Annotated in this window: 19 protein-coding genes; 13 read left to right on the top strand and 6 right to left on the bottom strand. The window is 61.8% G+C overall.

Annotated features, from left to right (window positions below):
- Nucleotides 1-21: 21 nt before the first annotated feature.
- Nucleotides 22-2,172, top strand: coding sequence for a thiamine pyrophosphate-dependent enzyme (locus ACO08A_RS09365; RefSeq protein WP_422040839.1), 2,151 nt, complete (start codon nucleotides 22-24; stop codon nucleotides 2,170-2,172).
- Entirely contained in the window at nucleotides 2,172-3,725 is a 1,554-nt protein-coding gene (locus ACO08A_RS09360) for an indolepyruvate oxidoreductase subunit beta family protein (protein ID WP_422040838.1), read from the top strand. Before ACO08A_RS09365 ends, ACO08A_RS09360 begins: the two co-directional genes overlap by 1 nt.
- Nucleotides 3,726-3,728: 3 nt before the next feature.
- Here ACO08A_RS09360 and ACO08A_RS09355 read toward each other — a convergent pair whose 3' ends face one another.
- Entirely contained in the window at nucleotides 3,729-4,865 is a 1,137-nt protein-coding gene (locus tag ACO08A_RS09355; RefSeq protein ID WP_422040837.1) for an aminotransferase class V-fold PLP-dependent enzyme, read from the bottom strand.
- A gap of 144 nt (nucleotides 4,866-5,009) precedes the next feature.
- On the opposite strand from ACO08A_RS09355, the gene ACO08A_RS09350 reads away from it, so the two are divergent.
- The 8 genes from ACO08A_RS09350 (at nucleotide 5,010) to ACO08A_RS09315 (ending at nucleotide 12,309) form a co-directional block, all read left to right on the top strand.
- Nucleotides 5,010-5,801: a GntR family transcriptional regulator gene (locus ACO08A_RS09350; RefSeq protein ID WP_422040836.1), complete on the top strand. Its 792-nt coding sequence runs from the start codon at nucleotides 5,010-5,012 to the stop codon at nucleotides 5,799-5,801.
- Nucleotides 5,801-6,895, top strand: coding sequence for a cupin domain-containing protein (locus ACO08A_RS09345; RefSeq protein ID WP_422040835.1), 1,095 nt, complete (start codon nucleotides 5,801-5,803; stop codon nucleotides 6,893-6,895). The genes ACO08A_RS09350 and ACO08A_RS09345 overlap by 1 nt, the downstream gene beginning before the upstream one ends.
- A 46-nt stretch (nucleotides 6,896-6,941) precedes the next feature.
- On the top strand, nucleotides 6,942-8,141 hold the full coding sequence (locus ACO08A_RS09340) for an ABC transporter substrate-binding protein (protein ID WP_319385129.1): 1,200 nt from the start codon (nucleotides 6,942-6,944) through the stop codon (nucleotides 8,139-8,141).
- Nucleotides 8,142-8,153: 12 nt separating this feature from the next.
- On the top strand, nucleotides 8,154-8,927 hold the full coding sequence (locus tag ACO08A_RS09335; protein WP_422040834.1) for an ABC transporter ATP-binding protein: 774 nt from the start codon (nucleotides 8,154-8,156) through the stop codon (nucleotides 8,925-8,927).
- Nucleotides 8,924-9,643, top strand: a complete 720-nt coding sequence (locus ACO08A_RS09330) for an ABC transporter ATP-binding protein (RefSeq protein ID WP_422040833.1) — start codon at nucleotides 8,924-8,926, stop codon at nucleotides 9,641-9,643. Before ACO08A_RS09335 ends, ACO08A_RS09330 begins: the two co-directional genes overlap by 4 nt.
- Nucleotides 9,640-10,530, top strand: a complete 891-nt coding sequence (locus ACO08A_RS09325) for a branched-chain amino acid ABC transporter permease (protein ID WP_421980736.1) — start codon at nucleotides 9,640-9,642, stop codon at nucleotides 10,528-10,530. Before ACO08A_RS09330 ends, ACO08A_RS09325 begins: the two co-directional genes overlap by 4 nt.
- On the top strand, nucleotides 10,530-11,480 hold the full coding sequence (locus ACO08A_RS09320) for a branched-chain amino acid ABC transporter permease (protein ID WP_422040832.1): 951 nt from the start codon (nucleotides 10,530-10,532) through the stop codon (nucleotides 11,478-11,480). The genes ACO08A_RS09325 and ACO08A_RS09320 overlap by 1 nt, the downstream gene beginning before the upstream one ends.
- Before the next feature lie 103 nt (nucleotides 11,481-11,583).
- On the top strand, nucleotides 11,584-12,309 hold the full coding sequence (locus ACO08A_RS09315) for an endonuclease/exonuclease/phosphatase family protein (RefSeq protein WP_422040831.1): 726 nt from the start codon (nucleotides 11,584-11,586) through the stop codon (nucleotides 12,307-12,309).
- 3 nt (nucleotides 12,310-12,312) lie between these two features.
- Here ACO08A_RS09315 and ACO08A_RS09310 read toward each other — a convergent pair whose 3' ends face one another.
- The gene (locus tag ACO08A_RS09310; RefSeq protein WP_319385135.1) at nucleotides 12,313-12,933 is read right to left on the bottom strand and encodes a TetR/AcrR family transcriptional regulator; all 621 of its coding nucleotides are present in this window, start codon (nucleotides 12,931-12,933) and stop codon (nucleotides 12,313-12,315) included.
- 185 nt (nucleotides 12,934-13,118) lie between these two features.
- On the opposite strand from ACO08A_RS09310, the gene ACO08A_RS09305 reads away from it, so the two are divergent.
- Together ACO08A_RS09305 and ACO08A_RS09300 are read left to right on the top strand one after the other, a co-directional pair.
- A complete protein-coding gene (locus ACO08A_RS09305) occupies nucleotides 13,119-14,063 on the top strand; it encodes a homocysteine S-methyltransferase family protein (RefSeq protein WP_422040830.1) in 945 nt (314 codons plus the stop codon).
- Between the two features lie 59 nt (nucleotides 14,064-14,122).
- Nucleotides 14,123-14,719, top strand: coding sequence for a GNAT family N-acetyltransferase (locus ACO08A_RS09300; RefSeq protein WP_422040829.1), 597 nt, complete (start codon nucleotides 14,123-14,125; stop codon nucleotides 14,717-14,719).
- Between the two features lie 44 nt (nucleotides 14,720-14,763).
- Here ACO08A_RS09300 and ACO08A_RS09295 read toward each other — a convergent pair whose 3' ends face one another.
- Entirely contained in the window at nucleotides 14,764-15,222 is a 459-nt protein-coding gene (locus ACO08A_RS09295) for a GNAT family N-acetyltransferase (protein ID WP_422040828.1), read from the bottom strand.
- A 526-nt stretch (nucleotides 15,223-15,748) separates the two neighbouring features.
- Here ACO08A_RS09295 and ACO08A_RS09290 point away from each other — a divergent pair.
- Nucleotides 15,749-16,528: a hypothetical protein gene (locus ACO08A_RS09290; protein ID WP_422040827.1), complete on the top strand. Its 780-nt coding sequence runs from the start codon at nucleotides 15,749-15,751 to the stop codon at nucleotides 16,526-16,528.
- A gap of 51 nt (nucleotides 16,529-16,579) precedes the next feature.
- On the opposite strand, the gene ACO08A_RS09285 is transcribed toward ACO08A_RS09290, so the two are convergent.
- The 3 genes from ACO08A_RS09285 to ACO08A_RS09275 all read right to left on the bottom strand — a co-directional run bounded on the left by ACO08A_RS09285 (nucleotide 16,580) and on the right by ACO08A_RS09275 (nucleotide 19,891).
- Nucleotides 16,580-17,218: an alpha/beta fold hydrolase gene (locus tag ACO08A_RS09285; protein ID WP_422040826.1), complete on the bottom strand. Its 639-nt coding sequence runs from the start codon at nucleotides 17,216-17,218 to the stop codon at nucleotides 16,580-16,582.
- A gap of 79 nt (nucleotides 17,219-17,297) precedes the next feature.
- Complete coding sequence (locus ACO08A_RS09280; protein ID WP_422040825.1) at nucleotides 17,298-18,839, bottom strand: ABC transporter permease; 1,542 nt, start codon at nucleotides 18,837-18,839, stop codon at nucleotides 17,298-17,300.
- Nucleotides 18,836-19,891 (bottom strand): quaternary amine ABC transporter ATP-binding protein, encoded by a 1,056-nt coding sequence (locus tag ACO08A_RS09275; RefSeq protein WP_422040824.1) that lies wholly within the window; start codon nucleotides 19,889-19,891, stop codon nucleotides 18,836-18,838. Before ACO08A_RS09275 ends, ACO08A_RS09280 begins: the two co-directional genes overlap by 4 nt.
- Nucleotides 19,892-19,913 lie beyond the last annotated feature (22 nt).

Below are 19,913 nucleotides of genomic sequence, written 5' to 3'. Positions count from 1 at the left end.
AAACTGTGCAGGGAGGGGCCGATGGCCGAAAGGTCGTTCAAGGCTGAGGTAGAGCATCTTCGCAAGGGAACGGGAGACGTCTTCACGGGCGAGGGTATCCTTGCGATTACAAAGGCGCTTCTGGAAAACGGCGTCGGGTATGTCGGCGGCTATCAGGGTGCACCCATCTCCCACCTGATGGATGTGCTTGCCGATGCCGAGGACCTCATGAGCGAGCTCGGCATTCGCTTCGAAGCCAATGCATCGGAGGCTGCCGCCGCGGCCATGCTGGCCGCCTCGGTGCATTATCCGATCCGCGGTGCCGTCACCTTCAAGGGTTCGGTCGGCGTCAACGTGGCCTCCGACGCCCTTGCCAACTTGTCCTCCTCCGGCGTGAATGGCGGCGCGCTTGTCATCGTCGGCGAAGACTACGGAGAAGGCTCCTCGATCATGCAGGAGCGCTCCTACGGTTTCGCCATGAAATCGCAGTTCTGGCTGCTCGACCCGCGCCCGAACCTGCCCTCCATCGTCAAGGCCGTCGGCGACGGCTTCGCGTTGTCCGAGGCCAGCAACACGCCCGTGATGCTGATGGTCCGCATTCGCTCATGCCATGTCACCGGCAGTTTCGATACGTCCGACAACGTGCCGCCGCCGCTTTCGGTCCGGGACGCGCTGTCCAACCCGCAGCGCGATTTCAAGAGGGTGGTGCTGCCGCCCATGTCCTATGCCCACGAGCATGACAAGATCGACAATCGCTGGCCGGCAGCCGAAAAATACATCCTGGAAAACAGGCTCAACGAACGGTTCGGTCCCGAGGACGGCAAGATCGGGATCATGTGTCTCGGCGGCATGTACAACAGCGTCATCCGCTCCCTCCAGCGCCTCGGTCTGGCTGATATCAGCGGCAACACCTCCGTGCCGCTCTACGTCCTGAACGTCACCTATCCGATCGTCAAATCGGACGTTCTGGAATTCTGCAATGGCAAGGACGCCGTTCTGCTGGTGGAAGAAGGGCAGCCCGAGTTCATAGAGCAGCAGCTTGGCGCAATGCTCTACAAGGAAGGCGCGACCACGAAGCTTGAAGGCAAGGGCGTCTTTCCAAAGGCCGGGGAATATACCGGACAGATCATGTTCGACGGTCTGGAGGCCTTTGTCCGTCAATACGCACCCGAACTGCTGCCGGGCAAGGTGCTGGCGCCGAACACGCCCAAGACGGAACTTCCCGATCTCAGCAAAACCGTGCCGATCCGGCCCCCGGGTTTTTGTACCGGCTGTCCAGAGCGGCCGATCTTTGCATCCCTGAAACTGGCGGAACAGGAACTGGGATCCCGGCAGATCACGGGCGATATCGGCTGCCATCTTTTTGCGTGCCTGCCACCGTTCGAGATCGGTGGCTCGACAATGGGCTACGGCCTCGGACCGGCATCGAACGCCGCATTCGATGGCGGCGGTGAAAAACGCGCGATTTCCATTCTCGGTGACGGCGGTTTCTGGCACAACGGGCTCAGTTCCTCCATCGGCAACATGGTCTTCAACAAGTCCGACAGCGTCGCAATCATTGTCGACAACTATTATTCGGCGGCAACCGGCGGACAGGATGTCTTGTCCAGCCGCGCTGACAACGACACGAAATCGACCAACAATCCGATCTCCAAGGCCCTCGCCGGTGTCGGCGTGGAATGGATCCGTCAGATCGACCGCACCTATGACGTCACCAAAATGCGGGACACGATCCGCGAAGCGCTGACGACGGATTACAAGGGGCCGAAGGTGATCGTTGCCTCTTCGGAATGCATGCTGAACCGGCAGCGGCGCGAAAAGCCGCTGCGCAACAAGGCGATCGCCGACGGCAAACGTGTCGAACTGCCACGTTTCGGTGTTGACCAGGATGTCTGCACCGGCGACCACGCCTGCATTCGCCTGTCCGGCTGTCCGTCGCTCTCCCTGAAGAAACTCGACGATCCGCTCCGGGACGATCCGGTCGCCCATATCGACCAGTCGTGTGTCGGCTGCGGCAATTGCGGTGAGGTTGCCGACGCAGCGATCCTCTGCCCGTCCTTCTATGAAGCCAAGGTGGTGCACAATCCGTCCGGCTTCGAGACCTGGTACGCGGGCGTCCGCAGGAAGGTCATCACGTGGCTGCAGAACCGGCGGTCTGCCAAACGGCTGGTCTTTTCGGGGGAGAATGCCTGATGTCGCTCGCCCTGCCTCTCGACGCCCAGCCGACGGATCCGGCCCTGGAAGGCATTATCAAGCTCGCGGTCATGGCCGTTGGTGGCCAGGGCGGCGGTGTCCTGACCAACTGGATAGAGACGCTCGCACGGTCCGAGGGCTATCACTGCCAGGCGACCAGCGTCGCCGGTGTCGCCCAGAGAACCGGCGCGACCATCTACTATATCGAGATGGCACCGGGCGACGTCGCCTCGCCGGTCTTCTCGCTTGCTCCTTCCGCCGGTGACGTCGACATCACCATTGCAGCCGAGATGATGGAAGCCGGGCGCGCCATCATGCGCGGGTTCGTGACCCCCGACCGGACCACGCTGATCGCGTCGACCCATCGGATGCTGGCGGTTTCGGAGAAGACCGTGCCCGGCGACGGCATGGCGTCTTCCGAAGAGGTCAAGGCCGCGGCGGAAGTCGCCGCACAGAAGCTGATCCTCGCGGATATGGATACGGCCGCCGTTGCTGTCGGTTCGGTGATCTCGGCGTCCCTGTTCGGGGCCCTGGCGGGCTCCGAAGCGCTACCCTTCAAACGCGAAGCCTTCGAGGAGGCCATCCGCACGGGCGGCAAGGGGGTAGAGGCGAGCCTCAGGGCCTTTGCTGCAGGCTATGATCTGGCGCAGAACGGCGAAGCGCCGAAAGCGCCCGAGCCGGAACCTGTCGTACAGAAGATCGTCGAACCCCGGGGGCCGGCGGCCAGCCAGACGGCCTGGGCCGCGCTTCAGGCGCGCGTTGCCGCGCTGCCGGAAGACATTCAGAACATGACAAGGGCCGGCCTCGCGAAGGTGGTCGACTTCCAGGACTGCGACTACGGCTCCGAATATCTCGACCGGCTGCAGACACTTGTGAATGCGGACAGCGCCGGGACGAAATACGAGCTTTCGCTGGAGGCGGCCAAGTACATCGCCAATGCGATGACCTATGACGATGTCATCCGGGTCGCGGACCTCAAGACCCGCGCACAGCGCTTGCGCCGCATCGAGGATGAGATGCGCGTCAAGCCGGAGAACCTGATGCACCTGACCGACTATCTGCATCCGCGCGCGGAGGAGATCGTCGGCCTCATGCCGGAAAAACTCGGCCGGAAACTGGAAAACGATCCGGCCTGGATGAAACGCATCGACCGCTGGTTCAATCGCGGGCGCCGGATACGGACCGATAGCCTGCGCGGCTTTGCAATGCTCTATGTCCTCGGAGGCCTGCGTAGATGGCGGCTGAAGACGCTGCGGCACAGGATGGAACAGGATCACCTTGATGCGTGGCTAAAAATGGTTTCCGGCTATCTCCCTGACCGCTACGACATGGCCGTGGAGGTCCTGCGTTGCCGGCGGCTGATCAAGGGCTATTCCGACACCCATGCGCGCGGCCTGTCCAAGTTCGACAAGGTGCTGTCCGGCGCCCGCCTCGTGGAAAACCGCGAGGATGGCGCCGCGTGGGTCGCCCGGTTGCGCGAGGCGGCACTCAAGGATGAGAAGGGCACGGATCTCGACGGCGCGTTGAAAACGGTCGAGAGTTTCGCCGGCTGAGCGTCAGCTCAGGGCGTGTGCCCCTGCAAACACGTCAAGAAGCGCGCGCGTTGCCTCTTCGGTGGTCTGAACGCCGGGGGAAAGACGGAGGGTGGCGCCGCGCGTGTCTGCGGAGTACCCGGCCCGGTTCAGATCGGCGAGCATCTTCGCGGCGGCCTCCGTCGTTGTCAGGTCCAGCATCAGGCTGCCGCCGCGCTTGGCGCGGTCGCGCGGCGACAACAGCCCGACACCGAGATCATCCAAGCCGTCGATCAGGATGTCGCACAGCAGTCTGTTGTGGTGGAGAAGCGCAACACGATCCGTTTGCGCGTGCCACTTCAGCGCCGGTACGGTGGCCGCGGCTGGCAGGATCGCCGGGGTGCCATTGTCGAACCGACGGATGTCGGGTGCGTACTCGAACGCACCGATGTCCCAGTTGAACGGGTTGTCCTGGCTGAACCAGCCGCGCAATTCGGGCCGGCAATCTCCGATCAGGTCGGGCCGGACATAGAGCATGCCTGCGCCCGGCGCGCCGCACATCCATTTCAGGCTTGTTGAAACGGCGAAGTCGATCTGGGGCTCAAGAACGGAAAACGGCAGAAGCCCGGCCGCCTGTGTGATGTCCACGCCAATGAGGCTGCCCATGGTGCGGCCATGCGATACCAGCGCCTCAAGGTCGGTCTTGTGCGAGGTGGTCGAACTCACCCAGGTAATCAGGGCAAGGGCAATATCTCGGTCCCATTCCGCGATCATATCCTCGTCGGCAACCCAGTCGGCGCCCTGTCGCGGATGAACGGTTTTCAGCTCGAAACCGAAGCGTTCCTGCAGCCTTGAAAGCAGAAAGTGGTTCGAGGGAAAGCAATCGGCGGCGACCAGAACCTTCCGGCCACGCAGAAGATCGGCAGGCAGCGAGGTGGTCAGCATGTGAACGCCCTGCGTGACATTCTCGCAGGTGGTGACCGAGCCTTCCGATGCCTCGATCAGCTGACGCCACAGATCGATGAACTCCGCGCGCTTGCCCAGCATGTAAGACCATTGCTGGTCGTCGGGAGCGCTCCAGACGGACGCGAGCTCCGCCATCGCATCGCTGAGATCCGCCTCTTTTCCGGGATACTGGCCAATGGAGTGGTACAGGAAGTAACCCGCCTTCCTCTCTGTCATGCCTGTCTCCCGAAAACCGGTTCTTGGAACGTCTGCCCTTATTGACCGGGCACGGAATATTCGTATACAGTTTTGAAGTTAGTTCAAGCTTAAAAGACCTGAAAATCACCAGATCGGACGGCTTGAAGCAAGGATGGGAGCATCATGCTCCTTTTTCTGTATACGGTTTTGCAGCTGAAACGGGAGGGAAACATCGCGATCTTGAAATCCTCCCAGGCCTCCAGCGCACCGCCGGGCACCAGCGTCCAGATCCACGACGTTCTCATGGCCCGCATCCACAATGGCGAAGTCGACCCGCAGACACGGCTCGTGGATACGGCAATAGCGACCGAGTTCGGCGTGTCGCGCATGCCGGCGCGCGACGCACTGATGCGGCTCGCCCATGAAGGATATCTGGAGCAGACCACCAAGGGCTTTGTGCTGCCGCGAATTGACCATCGGGAAATCCTGGAAATCTTTGACCTCCGGCGGCTGCTTGAGCCGCGCGCGGCGGCCCTGGCCGCGCAATCCCTTTCCGAAGACGCGGTCCGCCACCTTGAGACGGCACTGCAAAACGCGCGTCGGGCGATGAAAGAGCGTGACCGGGAAAAGCTGTTCCGGTCCTGCGAGATTTTCCGAAATGGCTGGATTAACGCCGTCCCGAACGTGTCGCTCCGCAAGGCGGTGCAGCGCTACATGACCCAGGTCCAGGCCGTGCGCATGATGACATTCGCCGATCCCGCGAACCATCCGGTCATCGTGGACGGCAACAAGGGTCTCTTGGAAGCCTTTCGCCGCCGGGATGCCGTGGCGGCTGCTGACCGCATATTGCGCTTCGTCTTTGACGGCGAAAGCGCCTATCTCGCCGCGCATGAGGCAGCGGAAAAGAACGACCAATCCGAAACACGGGTCACCGCCGGTGCCCGGCACGACTCCACGCTGACGGGACCGCGATAATGGAAACGCGCGCTGAAATGCGATTGCCCACGGACGATCTTGCGAAGGATCTGCCGTTCTTCACCGGAACGCTGAAGATGCGTCTGGACATGATCTATCCAGCGGACAATCCGGAAATCGCGGTCTTTTCGGGCCATGGCATGCGGGTGCGGATCGAGAAGGGCGCGCCGGAGGGTCCGGGAACGCTGCGCATCCTGACGGATGCGCCCGACGATTTTGCCGACGGCGAACGTGTTCTTCTTGCACCCAACGGAACGCGGGTGGAGATCGATGAACTGAACCCGCCCCTGGTCCTGCCGCAGACGGAACATGCCTTTGTTGTCCGCAGGCTTGCCGACCAGGCTCCCTGGGTGATCGGCCGTGCCGGGATGGAGTACCGCGATCTGGTGCCGACACGCCTTGGCGGGGCCATGATCGCGTCCCACATCCGCGTACCGGACGGCCCGGTGCCCGACATGGTTCATTTCCACAAGGTAGGTTTCCAGCTGATCTATTGCGTCAGGGGCTGGGTCGACGTTCTCTATGAGGACCAGGGCGGCATGCGCCGGCTGACTGCAGGCGACTGTTTCATCCAGCCGCCCGAGATCCGGCACAGGGTCATGCACGCTGCCGATGGCATAGAGGTGATCGAGATTGGCGTTCCCGCCGAACATGTCACCGAGATCGATCACGCAATGACGCTCCCGACGGAAACCGAGCGCCCGGACCGGGAATGGCAGGGCCAGAAATTCGTGCACAATCTTGCGAAGGACGGAGTTTTCGACCCGTTCAGGATCCCGGGCTTCGAGGCCCGCGACACCACCATCTCCGACAACACCAAGGGAGTGGCATCTGTTATGGTGGCTCGTGCGACCGGAGAGACCTCTCCCTGGACGCGGCACGATTGCGACATTCTGTTCAACTTTGTGCTGGCAGGTGAAATGACACTCGAGGGCGAAGGAAAAGACCCTTACCGCCTGTCCGCCGGAGACGCCTTTGTGATCCCGCCTCAGATGGCGACACGATACACGGGCGCGACAACCGACCTGGAGCTGCTCGAAGTCAGCCTGCCGGGACGGTTCAAAACCGAAGTTCTGGAAGCGCCCGGGAGGTAGGGACGGGCGTATCGGACACAATGAAAAAGCGATGAGGGGAAGTAGCATGAAAAAACTGACGACACTTGCAGCCGCCGCGTTGATGCTGGGCACCAGTTCGCTGGCTTATGCCGAAACCAAGATCGGCATTCTGATGGATATCACCGGTCCGATCGCGAACTTCATTCCACCGCTGCAGAACGCGGCGAACCTGGCCGTCAAGCATGTCAACGACCAGGGCGGTCTGCTCGGCGGTGAAGTGGTCGCGGTCTATGGTGACACGACCGGAACCGCGCAGGGTGCCGTCGATGCCGCCCAGAAGCTGGTCAACATCGAGAACGTTCCGATCGTGATGGGCTCCCTGATGTCCGGGACCACCATCGCGGCAGCCGAAGCTGCCATCATTCCGGCAGGGGTCGCACAGATCTCGCCGACGGCAACCTCGCCGGCCATGACGGACCTTCAGGATGACGGTCTCGTCTTCCGGATCGTGCCTTCCGACAACTACCAGGGCGAAATCCTGGCCAAGATGGTTCTCGACGAAGGCCTCAACAAGGTCGCGGTCACCTACGTGAACAACGACTACGGCGTCGGCATCGGCCAGACTTTCATGGACGCCTACAAGGCAGCCGGCGGCGAGATCGTCGCGGAAAACAAGCACGAGGAAAAAAAGGATTCCTACCGCTCCGAACTGGCAAGCCTTGCCAAGGGTGATGCGGACGCGCTCGTCGTCATCGCCTATGCAGGGGACAGCGGCGGCAAGATCGTGCGTCAGTCGATCGAAGGCGGTCTCTTCGACAAGTTCGTCGGCACCGACGGTTTGCGGGACGAACTCCTGATCCAGAATGTCGGCGCCGATGCGCTCAAGACCTCCTTCTTCTCATCGCCGACATCGCCTGCGGAAAACCCGGCGCAGAAAACCCTGCATGATGCGTTCAACGCTGAATATGGCGAAGGCGCTGACAAGGCCTTCGTTGACCAGACCTACGATGCGACCTTCCTGGCCCTGCTTGCCGTCGAGAAGGCCGGATCCACGGACCGCGCCAAGATGGCGGAAGCCCTGCGCGAAGTCGCCATGGCACCGGGTGAAAAGGTCGGACCGGGCGAGTGGGCAAAAGCCGTTGCGCTGATCAAGGAAGGCAAGGACATCGACTATGATGGCGCCAGTGGCTCCGCCGAATTCGACGAGAACGGCGATGTCGGCGGATTCATCGGCAAGTTCGTCGTCGATGGCGACGGGTACAAGCAGATTGCAATCGTCGAATAAGCCGCGTCAGACGTGATCCGGCTGGACGAGATCTGCGTCGATTTCGGCGGTTTGCGGGCGGTTGACCATGCAAGCTTCGAAATCGGCGCAGGCCGCATCACAGGTCTGATCGGACCCAATGGTGCGGGCAAGACGACGGCATTCAATGTCATCGCGGGGGCGATCCGGCCGAGTGCGGGCCGTGTTTTCTTCGACGGCGGGGACGTCACCGGGCTGAAGCCTTACCAGAGGGCCGAGGTGGGCCTGGCGCGAACGTTCCAGATACCGCACGAATTTGCACAGCTCTCAGTGCTTGAGAACCTGATGGCGTCCGCGTCCGCGCCGCAGGGCGAAAACGTGCTGAACGTGATTTTCCGGCGGGGGCGCTACTCCGCCGAGGAACGCGCGATCTACGAGACGGCGCGCGACACGGTGCGCCTGCTCGAACTGGAACATGTCATCGACGAGAAGGCCGGCAATCTCTCCGGCGGCCAGAAGAAGCTGGTCGAACTCGGCCGTGCGCTGATGCGTGACCCCAAGATCATCCTGCTTGACGAGATCGGGGCAGGTATCAACCGGACGCTTCTGGGAAAACTTGCCGACAAGATCCTGATGCTGAACGCGGAGCGCGGCCTGACGTTCTGCCTGATCGAACACGATCTCGACTATGTCTCGAGACTGTGCGACCACGTGCTTGTGATGGCGCAGGGGGCTCTTCTGACGGAGGGAACCGTCGACGAGGTGAAGCGGGACGAACGCGTGATCGAAGCCTATTTCGGCGGTGGCAAATACGAGGCCCAGCTATGACCGAACAGCTTGCCGTATCCGGGCTGTCGGCCGGCTATGGCGGCCCGCCGATCATCGAGGACATCTCGCTCACGGTGGAAGCCGGTGAAATCGCGGTGGTGCTCGGACCGAACGGCGCCGGCAAGTCGACGCTGCTGAAGTCCATCTTCGCGCTGACGACCGTTTCGGCCGGGTCGATCCGGCTCGGGGAACGGGAACTGGCCGGGTGCAAGACCTCGGCTCTGGTTCCCCTCGGTGTGTCGGCTGTGCCTCAGAACAAGAACGTGTTCGCCTCTATGACGGTCGACGAGAACCTCGACGTCGGCACCTATGCCGCACCGCCTCCCGACCAGAAGGCGACCCGCGAGAAGGTGCTGGCGTTGTTTCCCGACCTCAAGGACAAGCTGAAACAGCCGGCAGGTGAATTGTCCGGCGGTCAGAGGCAGATGGTCGCAATGGGCCGCGCGCTGATGAGCGAGCCCAAGCTGGTGCTGCTGGATGAACCGACCGCCGGTCTCTCGCCCGCCTATCTTGAACGCATTTTCGACCTGCTCCTCGACATCCGCAAGACCGGAATAACGGTGCTGATGGTAGAGCAGAACGCGCGCCAGGCCCTGCAGATCGCCGATCACGGGCATATCCTGGTGAATGGCCGCAATCATCTCAGCGGCACGGGTGAGGAACTGCTGGCCGACGAGGACGTGCGCCGCCTCTTCCTCGGAGGCACGGCCGCATGAGCGAATTCGTCAATTTCTACCTGTTTCCGGCGCTCACCATCGGCAGCATCTATGCGCTCGGCGCCGTCGGCATCTCGATGATCTTCGGCATCCTGCGCTTTGCCCATTTCGCCCATGGCGACCTGATGACCCTCGGCGCCTACGGCATCATGGCGGCCACGGCGCTGATGCCCGTCAATCCCCTGCTGCTCGTTCCTTTCGGCATGGCGCTGACGATCTTCTCCGCGCTCTTTGTCGACCGGTTTTTCTATCGGCCGCTGAGGGATCTGCCGACCATTTACACCGTGATCTCCTCGTTCGGGATCGCGCTCGTCTTTCGTTCCATGATCCAGCTCATCTGGGGGTCGGAGAATCAGGTGCTCGTTGCAGGCGTGCGTCCGCCGCTGGTGCTCTTCGATACGTTCCGCGTGTCCGTCCTGCATCTGCAGGCGATTGTCACGACAGCCATAATCGCCGTCCTGCTGCACTACTTCCTGACGGCCACGAAGACGGGCCGGTCGATGCGGGCGGTCGCCGACGATCCCGAACTTGCGGAGGTCTCCGGTCTCGACACGGCCAAGGTCGTGCGCTGGACCTGGATCATCGGTGCGGCGCTCGCCGCGGTGGCGGGCGCGTTCGCCGCGCTCAACACCAGCGCCCATCCCAATCTCGGCTGGAACCTGCTGCTTCCCATGTTTGCCGCCGCCATTCTGGGCGGGATCGGCAAGCCGATGGGCGCGATGGCGGGCGGTTTCATCATCGGTATGGCGGAGGAACTCTCCTCGTATCACTGGATCGGCGATGACGCGCTGATCTCGCCCTCCTACAAGACGGCCATTGCCTTCGTGATCATGATCGGACTGCTGATCTTCCGGCCGCAAGGGCTCTTCAAGGGGAGACTGCTCTGATGGAATTGACCGGTCTCTTTTTCTACATCGTCAGCCTGCTGATCCTGGGCGGCATCTACGCGCTGCTCTGTCTTGCGCTCAACGTCCAGTGGGGCATGGGCGGGCTGTTCAATGCCGGGATCGCCGGCTTCTACGGCGTCGGGGCCTATACGTCCGCGATCCTGACGACGGCGGCCTCCGGCAGGCACCTTGGCGGTTTCTCCATGCCCGTTCCGATCGGCCTTGTGGGGGCCGCGATTGTCGCGGGTGTGACCGGCTGGGCGGTCGCCAGGATCTGCGTGCGCCTCAAAAGCGATTACCTTGCCATGGCCTCGATCGGCATCGCGGAAATTCTCCGCCTCGTGTTCGTCAATGAAAGCTGGCTGACCAACGGCAGTCTCGGCATCTCCCGCATCCCGCGGCCGTTTGCCGACTTTACCACCGGCCGGATGTCGGACGTTGCTTTTCTCGGCTTCGTCTGGGTGATCGTCCTTCTGGTTTACGTCGCGACCACCCGGCTCTACGACAGCCCCTGGGGGCGGAGCCTGCGCGCAATCCGCGACAATGAATCTTCAGCCTCTGCCGCCGGCAAGAACGTCGAGAAGTTCCGCGTCCAGACCTTCGTCATCGGCTGCGCGGTGATGGGCATCGCCGGCGGTCTTTCAGCGCATTATTTCCGCTTTCTGTCGCCGACGGCGACGGACCCGTTGCTGACCACCTTCCTGGTCTGGGTGATGCTGATGGCGGGCGGTTCCGGCAACAACAGGGGCGCGATCCTCGGCGCCCTGAGCATCTGGACGATCTGGTCCGTGACGGAAATCTTCACCAACCGCCTGCCGCCGGAATGGGCGACACGGAGTTCCTTCATCCGTATGCTTCTGGTCGGACTGTTGCTGCAGGTCGTGCTGCAGCGGTTCCGGGCGGGGCTCCTGCCGGAAAAATCGCCGCCCGTCCGGTTCAGGAAGGAATAGCGGAAGAAATCGCCGATGGAAAACGGAGTGTCGCGCCGAATTGGGACCCTTTCTGCCTGCTTCAGATCCTTGGGCAGACCGCTCCCGAAACGGTGTGTCTAACATGCGCCTCGTCTTCTGGAACTGCAACATGGCGCTCCACCGCAAGGCGGATGCCGTCTTGTCCGAGCGTCCGGACATTGCGGTCATATCCGAGTGCGCGCGCCCCGACATACTCGAAAAACGCGGCGAAACAGTCTTCTCAGCAGCGTCGGCACTCTGGATGGGAACCAACCCCAACAAGGGCCTTGGGGTCTTCGCCTTCAACGGCTACACGGTCACGCGGCTCGACCCCTTCTATCCGACGCTCCGCTTCATTCTGCCGGTGAAGGTCGAGGGTCCGCGTACCTTCAATCTGATTGCGGTCTGGGCTCAGAACGCCAGCGCCGGCGTGACCCGCAAACACCAGAGCGGACCGCTTCGCCGGGCATTTTCGAAGTACCGTGACTTCATCACGTCCGGTCCGACGGTGATCGGCGGCGACTGGAACAGCAATAGGATCTGGGACAAGCCGGGCTGGCGCATCAATCACATGGCCAAGGTGGACATCCTGGAAGGGATGGGGATACGCAGCGCCTACCATGACGTGACAGGTGAGCCGCAGGGCGAGGAAACAACGCCGACACACTATTGGCGCGACAGGCGCATCGACGGGCCTACCTATCACATAGACTTCGTCTTCGCGCCGAATGACTGGCTGCGCGGGATCAGGGACTTCTCGATCGGAAGCTTTGAGGACTGGGTCGGAAACGGCCTGAGCGACCATGTTCCGATCACGATCGAGTTCTGACGCTCACGCGGTATGTTTCGGGCTGAACAGCAGTTTCAGATAGGTGCGGAACAACATGATCTGCTCGGACGCATTGTTGTGTTCGCGCAGCGCGCGCTGCAAGACGAGGCCGCCTTCGACAACCCCTGACACCATGTCGCCGAGCGCGTCCAGATTGACCTCTTCGCGCGGCTCGTAAAGGTCCGCGATGTCCTCGAACATCCCCCGAAACCGCTTGCGCCAGCCGAGAATGGCCTGCCGGTTCAATTCCCGCACCCCTTCATCGAACAACCGGTCCTGATAGGCGGTCGAGGCGATCACGCATCCCGGATGGCCGGTCGGCATTTCCTCCAGCATCTCCGCCAGCAGCTTCAGGCCAATGAGCATGCAATGGAGCGGGTCGTCATTGAGTTCCCTTGCACGGGCGAACAGGTCGTCGTAGAGCGCGTTCTCGACCTCGATATAGCGTTCCAGCATGGCCCGGGCGAGCGCGTTCTTGTCCTTGAAATGATAGAAGAAACCACCCCGGGAGATCTCGGCGCCTGCAACGATTTCCTCGATGGATGTCGCCTCGAAGCCTTTCTCCAGCACGGCGGCTTCCGCGATGTCGAGGATCCTCGTCCGTGTATCGGTTTTCCCGGTCACTGCTTCCCCCACTGTACCGCGAGTCCAGTTGACGCCCCGCCGGGGCGCAAGTCAATCGAGACAACCACGCCTTACGCACTGAAACTAAAGCGGAAAAAGAATCCCCGCAACCGGACCACGCGACCACTACCTGCTTGACGGCGGAACGCATATCTCTCCTGGCATCGAAACAGGAGAAAAGCGCCATGCGAATTCATGACCTTGTTCATGCCGAACGGTTCTATCTGTCCGACGGCGGACTGGAGACCTATCTGATCTTCGACAAGGGCTACGAGCTGCCATGTTTTTCCGCAGCGGTTCTGCTCGACAGCGAGAGAGGACGCCGGGACCTTGCCGAGTATTACGAACGTTTCCTGCAGATTGCCCGACAATCCGGCCGCGGATTTGTCCTGGACGCGCCGACCTGGCGCGCCGGTGTCGCCTGGGCGGGACCGCTCGGCCAGTCGGTCGCCGATGTGCTGCAGACCAACGAACGCGCCGTGCGCTTCGTCTCCGAGATCCGGGGGCGGCATGAAACGGACACGCTGCCGATCCTGGTCAACGGGCTCGTCGGGCCTGCCGGCGACGCCTATGCGCCGGACGAGACGCTGTCCTGCCAGGATGCCCTCCTGATCCATGCTCCGCAAATTCATGCGCTGGGCCGTGCCGGCGTGGACATGATCAGCGCCATGACGCTGACCCATGCCGGTGAAGCCGTCGGTATCGTGCGCGCGGCGGCGGAAATCGACATCCCCGTTGTCATCGCCTTCACGCTCGAAACCGATGGACGGCTGCCGTCCGGGCAGTCGCTGGCGGATGCGATCGGCGAGGTCGACGCCGCGACAGGCAATGGCCCCGCCTATTACATGATCAACTGCGCCCATCCCGATCACTTCCGGACTGTTCTGGAAACGGGTGGCGCCTGGGCATCGCGCATCGGCGGCATCAGGTCGAACGCCTCGCGCATGAGCCATGCGGAACTGGACGAAGCCGAAACACTCGACGACGGCGACCCGGGCGAACTTGGCCGGTTGAATGCCGAACTGATGCGCTTCCTGCCAAACATCCGCGTCGTCGGCGGGTGCTGTGGCACGGATCACAGGCATGTCGGCTGTATTGCGATACATGAACGGTGCCGGCCGGCTGCCTGAAAGGCTGGGGCCCGTACCCTGGTCGGCCCAAACAATTTTCAAAAAAGAGAGCAATCAAAATGAATTTTCAGTCCAGTCCCCTGATCCGGCAAGCAAGCGCCGAGGATGCAGCAGCTCTTGCCAGGTTGATCGACATCGCCGGCGAAGGCATTCCGAACTGGCTTTGGAGCCGGGCCTGCGAAGGCAACCAGACACCGCTCGACGTCGGTACGGAACGCGCAAGGCGGCCGTCGGGCGGATTTTCCTTCACGAATGCGCTTGTGTCGGAAAGGCAGGGAATGGTCACCGGCATGGTTCTGAGTTACCTGATCGATGCCATGCCGGAAGACGATCCCGACGCGCTCCCCGCACCGATTGCGCCATTCGTGGAGCTTGAAAGACATTCGGTCGGAACCTGGTACATCAACGCCCTGGCAGCGTTCCCGGGATATCGGGGACAGGGTCTGGGCAGTTCCCTGCTTGCTGCGGCGGAACGTCTTGCGCGGGAAAACGGCACATCCGCCATGAGCATTCAGGTCTATGCCCAGAATACCGGGGCAGTGCGCCTCTATCAGCGCCTCGGTTACAAGCTGCAGGAAAGGGCGCGCGTGCGCTCGCATCCGTGCCAGCCCTACTACACGGGCGATGTCCTGTTGCTGATCAAGGATCTGACGTAAAGACCAAATGGCGCGGCCGTTCCGGCCGCGCCTTCGGCCGGCCTCTAGAGTGCCTTCCAGAATACGATCTTGTCGTCGCCGGGGCCCCAGAAGTCCCGGATGCGTGCTTCTTCCGTGTAACCGCACCTGCTATAGAAACGGCGCGTTCCGGAAAAGCTCTCGGTCCCGGACGTGTCCACGATGAGCACCCTGTTGCCGCCGGACTGCAGCAGCCTTTCCAGCGTTGCAACAACGGCGCGGCCAACGCCGGTGCCTTGTTTTTCGGGCAGTACGGCAAGCGCCAGCATGTTCCAGGTGCCTTCGGCAAAGGTCTCCGCGCTGGCAAAGCAGAAAGCGATTGCCTCGCCGTTCTCTTCACAGGTCAGCCAGAGGCTATTCCCGTCTCCTTCAGAAAGGAAGCCGGCTATCATCTCCGGCAAAAGGTCGGGCGGAAACAGCCCGGTGCTGTCGGCAATCTTTTGCAGGGACGGAATGTCGTTCGCAACGGATGGTCTGATATTCATTTCTGATGGTCTTTCACGATGCCTGCGCCGCGGCGATTGAAACGCCTGGCAAGGGTCTGTGCCGGCCGTCTGCACAAAAGGTTCTGGTGCGAGAAAACCGGCAGCACAAAGGTGGGCGACACCCCGGGAGGGTTCCGCCGATCCTGATTTGCTGTCTCAAAGGCAGAGATCAGCCGTTGTGCGCATTCGTGAACATAAAGTCTCCGCCGCCTGGCACCGTGACAGGCGTTCCTGACGGTAGCACCGGTCAGGTCGAACGGCAAACGGGTTTGCGCACTGGGCGGGACTGCGCCGGGGCGGTCAAACCGTTACCCCACGGGGCATAAGTCACTGAAAAACGGACGTCGCGCCGTCCCGCACCATGACCTTGCGCGGCTCTGAATGATGTTGTGAAGAACACTCATTTGATGCAGATCTTCACCCACTGTTAACCATAAATTGCAATGACTGACTGCACCTATTACGCGAATTCAGCGAAATATTTCCACTTGGGGCAGGGCTAATGTTCAGGGCGATTTCAGCTTTATTGTGTTTTTTCATTCTACCACAGGGCGGTCATGCCGCAGATTACAATTCGCCGGTACCGACAGAGTTTCAGACCTCGGTCCTCAGGGGCAGTATCGGCCTTCGCTACTGGTACAGCCAGAACAATTCGGAAATCGATACCGGCGACCTGAACTGGAACACCGTGAATGACGTTACCTCGCACACGGCCGAGATTTTCGGCGAGCTCGAGGACACGACCACGAACATGTTCATGCGGGCCTATCTGGGGCTGGGCCGGAACTTTGGCGGCGAAGGCGATTTCTATATTTTTCCGAGCGGCGATCTTGAGTCCAGCGCACTGGGATATGTGGTGGTCGACGGCGGCGTCCGCTTCGCCGAATTCGCAAACAACCAGATACGGCTGAAGGGCTATGTCGGTTACCAGTATCTCAACGACAGCATCGATGCGGTCGATGGCCGGTTCATTGCCGAGCAGACCCGTCAGTGGCATGCCCTGCGTGTTGGATTGACGGCGGAAGGCGACATCGGCGAACGCTTCGGCTGGATGGTCGATGTTGCCGCTGTTCCCTGGAGCTACAACCGGGTCGAGACCTGGGAAAGCGACTGGACCCACGGCGTTGAAACCGATGTCATGCTGAATTTCGATCTTGCCCGGAACTGGAATGTCGGCATCGGCGGGCGCTACTGGTGGCTGCAGTCGAATTTCGATCGCCGCTGGGTCTCCGACGGTTCGAAGGCCGTTCTGGAGCAGAACTACCAGCGCTACGGCCTGTTGCTGGAAAGCAGCTACAGATTCTGAGCCGCTTCTTGTGTCAGGCCGCGTCGCTCTTCCGTGGCAAGGCGCCGGTCCTTACATTTCGCGAAGAAACTTGGCGACGATGCGATTGAAAAGTTCCGGTTCTTCAAGATGGACCGCATGCGCGCAGCCCGGCACGACCGCGAGCCTGCAATCGGGTATCGTCTTCCAGAGAACCCCCGCCTGTGGCCACGCATAGGTGCGGTCGCCATCGCCCCAGATCACCAGGGTCGGTGCGCTGATCGCGGCAAGGGCGTCTTCGCCGGACCAGTCACGCATGGCCTCCAGTCCGGCCATGATCGCGGCCAGGCTGCTTTTCCCGGCGATGGCCGCGCAGTCGGGATAGGTCTCGGCATCCTCGCCCTTCACGAACCAGGTCGCGGAAATACGGCGGGCGGTCGCCGAAGGTCCGTCTTCCTGCGCGCGCCGCATGGACGTCTCGATCGTCTCGAACCGGCCCGGCAGGATCCCGACAGGACCGGTGCCGTAGAGAATCAGCCGCTCGATGGATTGCGGTTGCCGCCGCATCATCTCCTGGACGATCATGCCGCCCATCGAGTGTCCGAGCAGATGAAAGCGGTCGATCCCGAGGCTTGCGAGATATTGCAGCACCCAGTCCGCGAAACCCCCGATGGAATTGATCGGCGGCAGGTCTGCATTGTCGCCGAAGCCGGGCAGATCGATTTCGACCACTTGCCCGTCGTTTGCAAGTGGCGCCTGTAGGCGCCACTGGTCGCTGCCCCCATGAACCCGTGAACGAGCACAAGTGGGATCATTTACGGGCACCCTGCACGATCCGGTCGAGGATCATGGCGCAGAACAGGATCGAGAAGCCTGCGAGAATGCCCTGTCCGACATTGGCGTATTGCAGGGCTTCGAGAACGTCTTCGCCCAGGCCCTTGGCACCGATCAGGGAGGCGACCACAACCATCGCCAGGGACAGCATGATCGTCTGGTTGATCCCGGCACGGATCGACGGGCTGGCGAGAGGCAGATCGACGCGCGTGAGCAGGTACCATTTGTTGGCGCCGAAGGCGATCGCCGCCTCGCGCACGCTTTCCGGGACACCGCGCAGGCCCAGCACCGTCAGGCGGACGACCGGCGTGCCGCCGAAGATCATGGTCGTGACGACCGCGGCCGGTTTGCCGGTGCCGAAGAAGGCGATGACCGGGATCATGAACACGAAGGCCGGCATGGTCTGCATGAAATCCATGATCGGCTGGATGAAGGCGTAGAACCGGGGCCGCCGCGCCGCGAACATGCCGAGCGGGATGCCGATGACAATCGACAGGCAGGCAGCGGTGCCGAGCAGCGCCAGCGTCGTCATCGCTTTGTCCCAGAACCCGAGCAGGCCCATATAAGCCAGGAACGCCCCTGACCAGATCGCGGTCCGGATACCTGCCGTCAGCCAGGTCAGCAGAATGATCAGACTCGCGACCACGATCCACGGCGTGCTGACAAAGACCAACTCAAGCGCATCCAGCAGCAACCGGATGCAATAGGTGATCGCATCGAACAGCGCTTCCCCGTTGGCGACGCAGAAGGCGAAGAAGGCCTCGACGCCCTCGATACTGACGATCCGGAATTCCGGATTGGTCGGAAACGCGTCGAGTAGCGAGAACCGTCCCGGGAAGCTGTAATGCAGAACGGATGCGAGCACGATGACCGCCATGAACACGGCGCTGAACGCGATCTGCGAGACAGGCATGCCGGAGCGGATGGAATTGTCGGAAAGCCACTCGGAGAACCGTTTCTCAAGGGCCCAGTTTGCGGAGACGGCCTGCACAAGCTTGGCGATCACGAGCAGCGCCACGCCGGCCAGCGCAATCCAGATGCCCTGCTCGGCAAGCGCGTCCGCTTCGGCCCGGATCCCGCCGATACTTGCTTCCAGCGATTCCACCGTTCGCCGGTAGACGTCGGCCTTGTCGGATCCGCTCTCGATGGCGGCGGCAAGCTGTTCGCGGCGCAGTTCGAGCGTTCCCTCGATCGAGGCGATCCGCTCCCTGGCCTCTGCTGCAAGATCACCGAAGAGGCCACGGGCGATCTGAACGATGGCAAGTGTTTCGATGATCAGGAATGGCAGGGCCCAGGACCACAGGCCACGGGCACCGAACCAGACCGGTCCGAACAATCCGGCCATCATGTTGAAGGTTGCGGTAAAGCGGGAGCTCGCGCCGATCTTGTCGAAATTCTCGATGTAATATTCCGGGTTCGTGCGCACGAACTCGGCGATGTTCTTGCGGCGTTCCTCGGTATAGATCCGGGCGGCTTCCGCCTCGTTGTCGGTCAGGGGCGTGTTGATCTGGTCCATCATGATACCTCGGTCCCCTCAATAACGGTTCGCAGGATGTTTTCCCGCGTGATCACGCCGACATCGGCGCCGTTGTCCTCGACGATGATGGCATCGCCCGTGTCGATCGCCATGTTGATGAGCGTACTGAGCGTTTCGCTTTCGCCGACACGCGGTGCGCCCTCCGGAACGGGCCCATTCGCGCCGGTATAATCGGCCAGCGGCTGCATCACCGCATGGGCCCGGACAACCTTCAGCCGCGAGATCCCGGCGACGAAATCGGCGACATAGTCATCGGCGGGATGCATCACGATGTCCTCGGCGGTGCCGATCTGAACGACCCGCCCGTCCCGCATGATCGCGATGCGGTCGCCGATGCGCACCGCTTCGTCAAGGTCATGCGTGATGAAGACGGTCGTCTTCTTGAGAATCTGGCTGAGCCGGATGAATTCGTCCTGAAGCTGGCGCCGGATCAGCGGGTCGAGGGCGCTGAACGGTTCGTCCATGAGCAGGACATCCGGATTGGCGGCAAGTGCGCGCGCCAGCCCGACGCGCTGCTGCATGCCTCCGGACAATTCATGCGCGTATTTCGACCCCCAGGCGCCCAGTTCGACGATTTCGAGGAAGGCGGCTGCCTGGCGCATGCGCTCGTTCTTGGAAACTTCCCGGATTTCGAGCGGCATCGCCACATTGTCCAGAACAGACCGGTGCGGCATCAGCGCGAAATTCTGGAACACCATGCCGATCTTGCGGTTGCGGAAGGTTTGCAGGTCCTTTGTGCCGAGCGCCATGACATCCGTTCCCTCGATCAGGATCTTGCCGGAGGTCGGCTCGAGGAGACGATTGAAATGACGGACCAGCGTGGACTTGCCGCTGCCCGAGAGGCCCATGATGCAGAAGATTTCGCCGCGATTGACGTGCAGGCTGACATCGGCGACGCCGACCACGGCATTGTACTGGGCAAGAACCTCGGCCTTGGTCAGGCCCTCCTCAAGGATCGCGCTGAGCGCGGCCTTGGGGTCGGCGCCGAAGATTTTCCAGACATTGGAGATCTCGATGACGGTCTCATCACTCATGGATCACGGCGCCCCGCAGCAT

The organism is Roseibium sp. (assembly GCF_965232425.1).
Taxonomy (GTDB): domain Bacteria; phylum Pseudomonadota; class Alphaproteobacteria; order Rhizobiales; family Stappiaceae; genus Roseibium.
Note: the sequence above shows the minus strand (reverse complement) of the source record. Positions and strands in the feature narration are given on the sequence as shown.

Coding starts and splice junctions, on each gene's coding strand:
- ACO08A_RS09365 (WP_422040839.1), top strand. CDS start 22: ATGGCCGAAAGGTCGTTCAAGGCTGAGGTAGAGCATCTTCGCAAGGGA.
- ACO08A_RS09360 (WP_422040838.1), top strand. CDS start 2,172: ATGTCGCTCGCCCTGCCTCTCGACGCCCAGCCGACGGATCCGGCCCTG.
- ACO08A_RS09355 (WP_422040837.1), bottom strand. CDS start 4,865: ATGACAGAGAGGAAGGCGGGTTACTTCCTGTACCACTCCATTGGCCAG.
- ACO08A_RS09350 (WP_422040836.1), top strand. CDS start 5,010: ATGCTCCTTTTTCTGTATACGGTTTTGCAGCTGAAACGGGAGGGAAAC.
- ACO08A_RS09345 (WP_422040835.1), top strand. CDS start 5,801: ATGGAAACGCGCGCTGAAATGCGATTGCCCACGGACGATCTTGCGAAG.
- ACO08A_RS09340 (WP_319385129.1), top strand. CDS start 6,942: ATGAAAAAACTGACGACACTTGCAGCCGCCGCGTTGATGCTGGGCACC.
- ACO08A_RS09330 (WP_422040833.1), top strand. CDS start 8,924: ATGACCGAACAGCTTGCCGTATCCGGGCTGTCGGCCGGCTATGGCGGC.
- ACO08A_RS09325 (WP_421980736.1), top strand. CDS start 9,640: ATGAGCGAATTCGTCAATTTCTACCTGTTTCCGGCGCTCACCATCGGC.
- ACO08A_RS09320 (WP_422040832.1), top strand. CDS start 10,530: ATGGAATTGACCGGTCTCTTTTTCTACATCGTCAGCCTGCTGATCCTG.
- ACO08A_RS09315 (WP_422040831.1), top strand. CDS start 11,584: ATGCGCCTCGTCTTCTGGAACTGCAACATGGCGCTCCACCGCAAGGCG.
- ACO08A_RS09305 (WP_422040830.1), top strand. CDS start 13,119: ATGCGAATTCATGACCTTGTTCATGCCGAACGGTTCTATCTGTCCGAC.
- ACO08A_RS09300 (WP_422040829.1), top strand. CDS start 14,123: ATGAATTTTCAGTCCAGTCCCCTGATCCGGCAAGCAAGCGCCGAGGAT.
- ACO08A_RS09295 (WP_422040828.1), bottom strand. CDS start 15,222: ATGAATATCAGACCATCCGTTGCGAACGACATTCCGTCCCTGCAAAAG.
- ACO08A_RS09280 (WP_422040825.1), bottom strand. CDS start 18,839: ATGATGGACCAGATCAACACGCCCCTGACCGACAACGAGGCGGAAGCC.
- ACO08A_RS09275 (WP_422040824.1), bottom strand. CDS start 19,891: ATGAGTGATGAGACCGTCATCGAGATCTCCAATGTCTGGAAAATCTTC.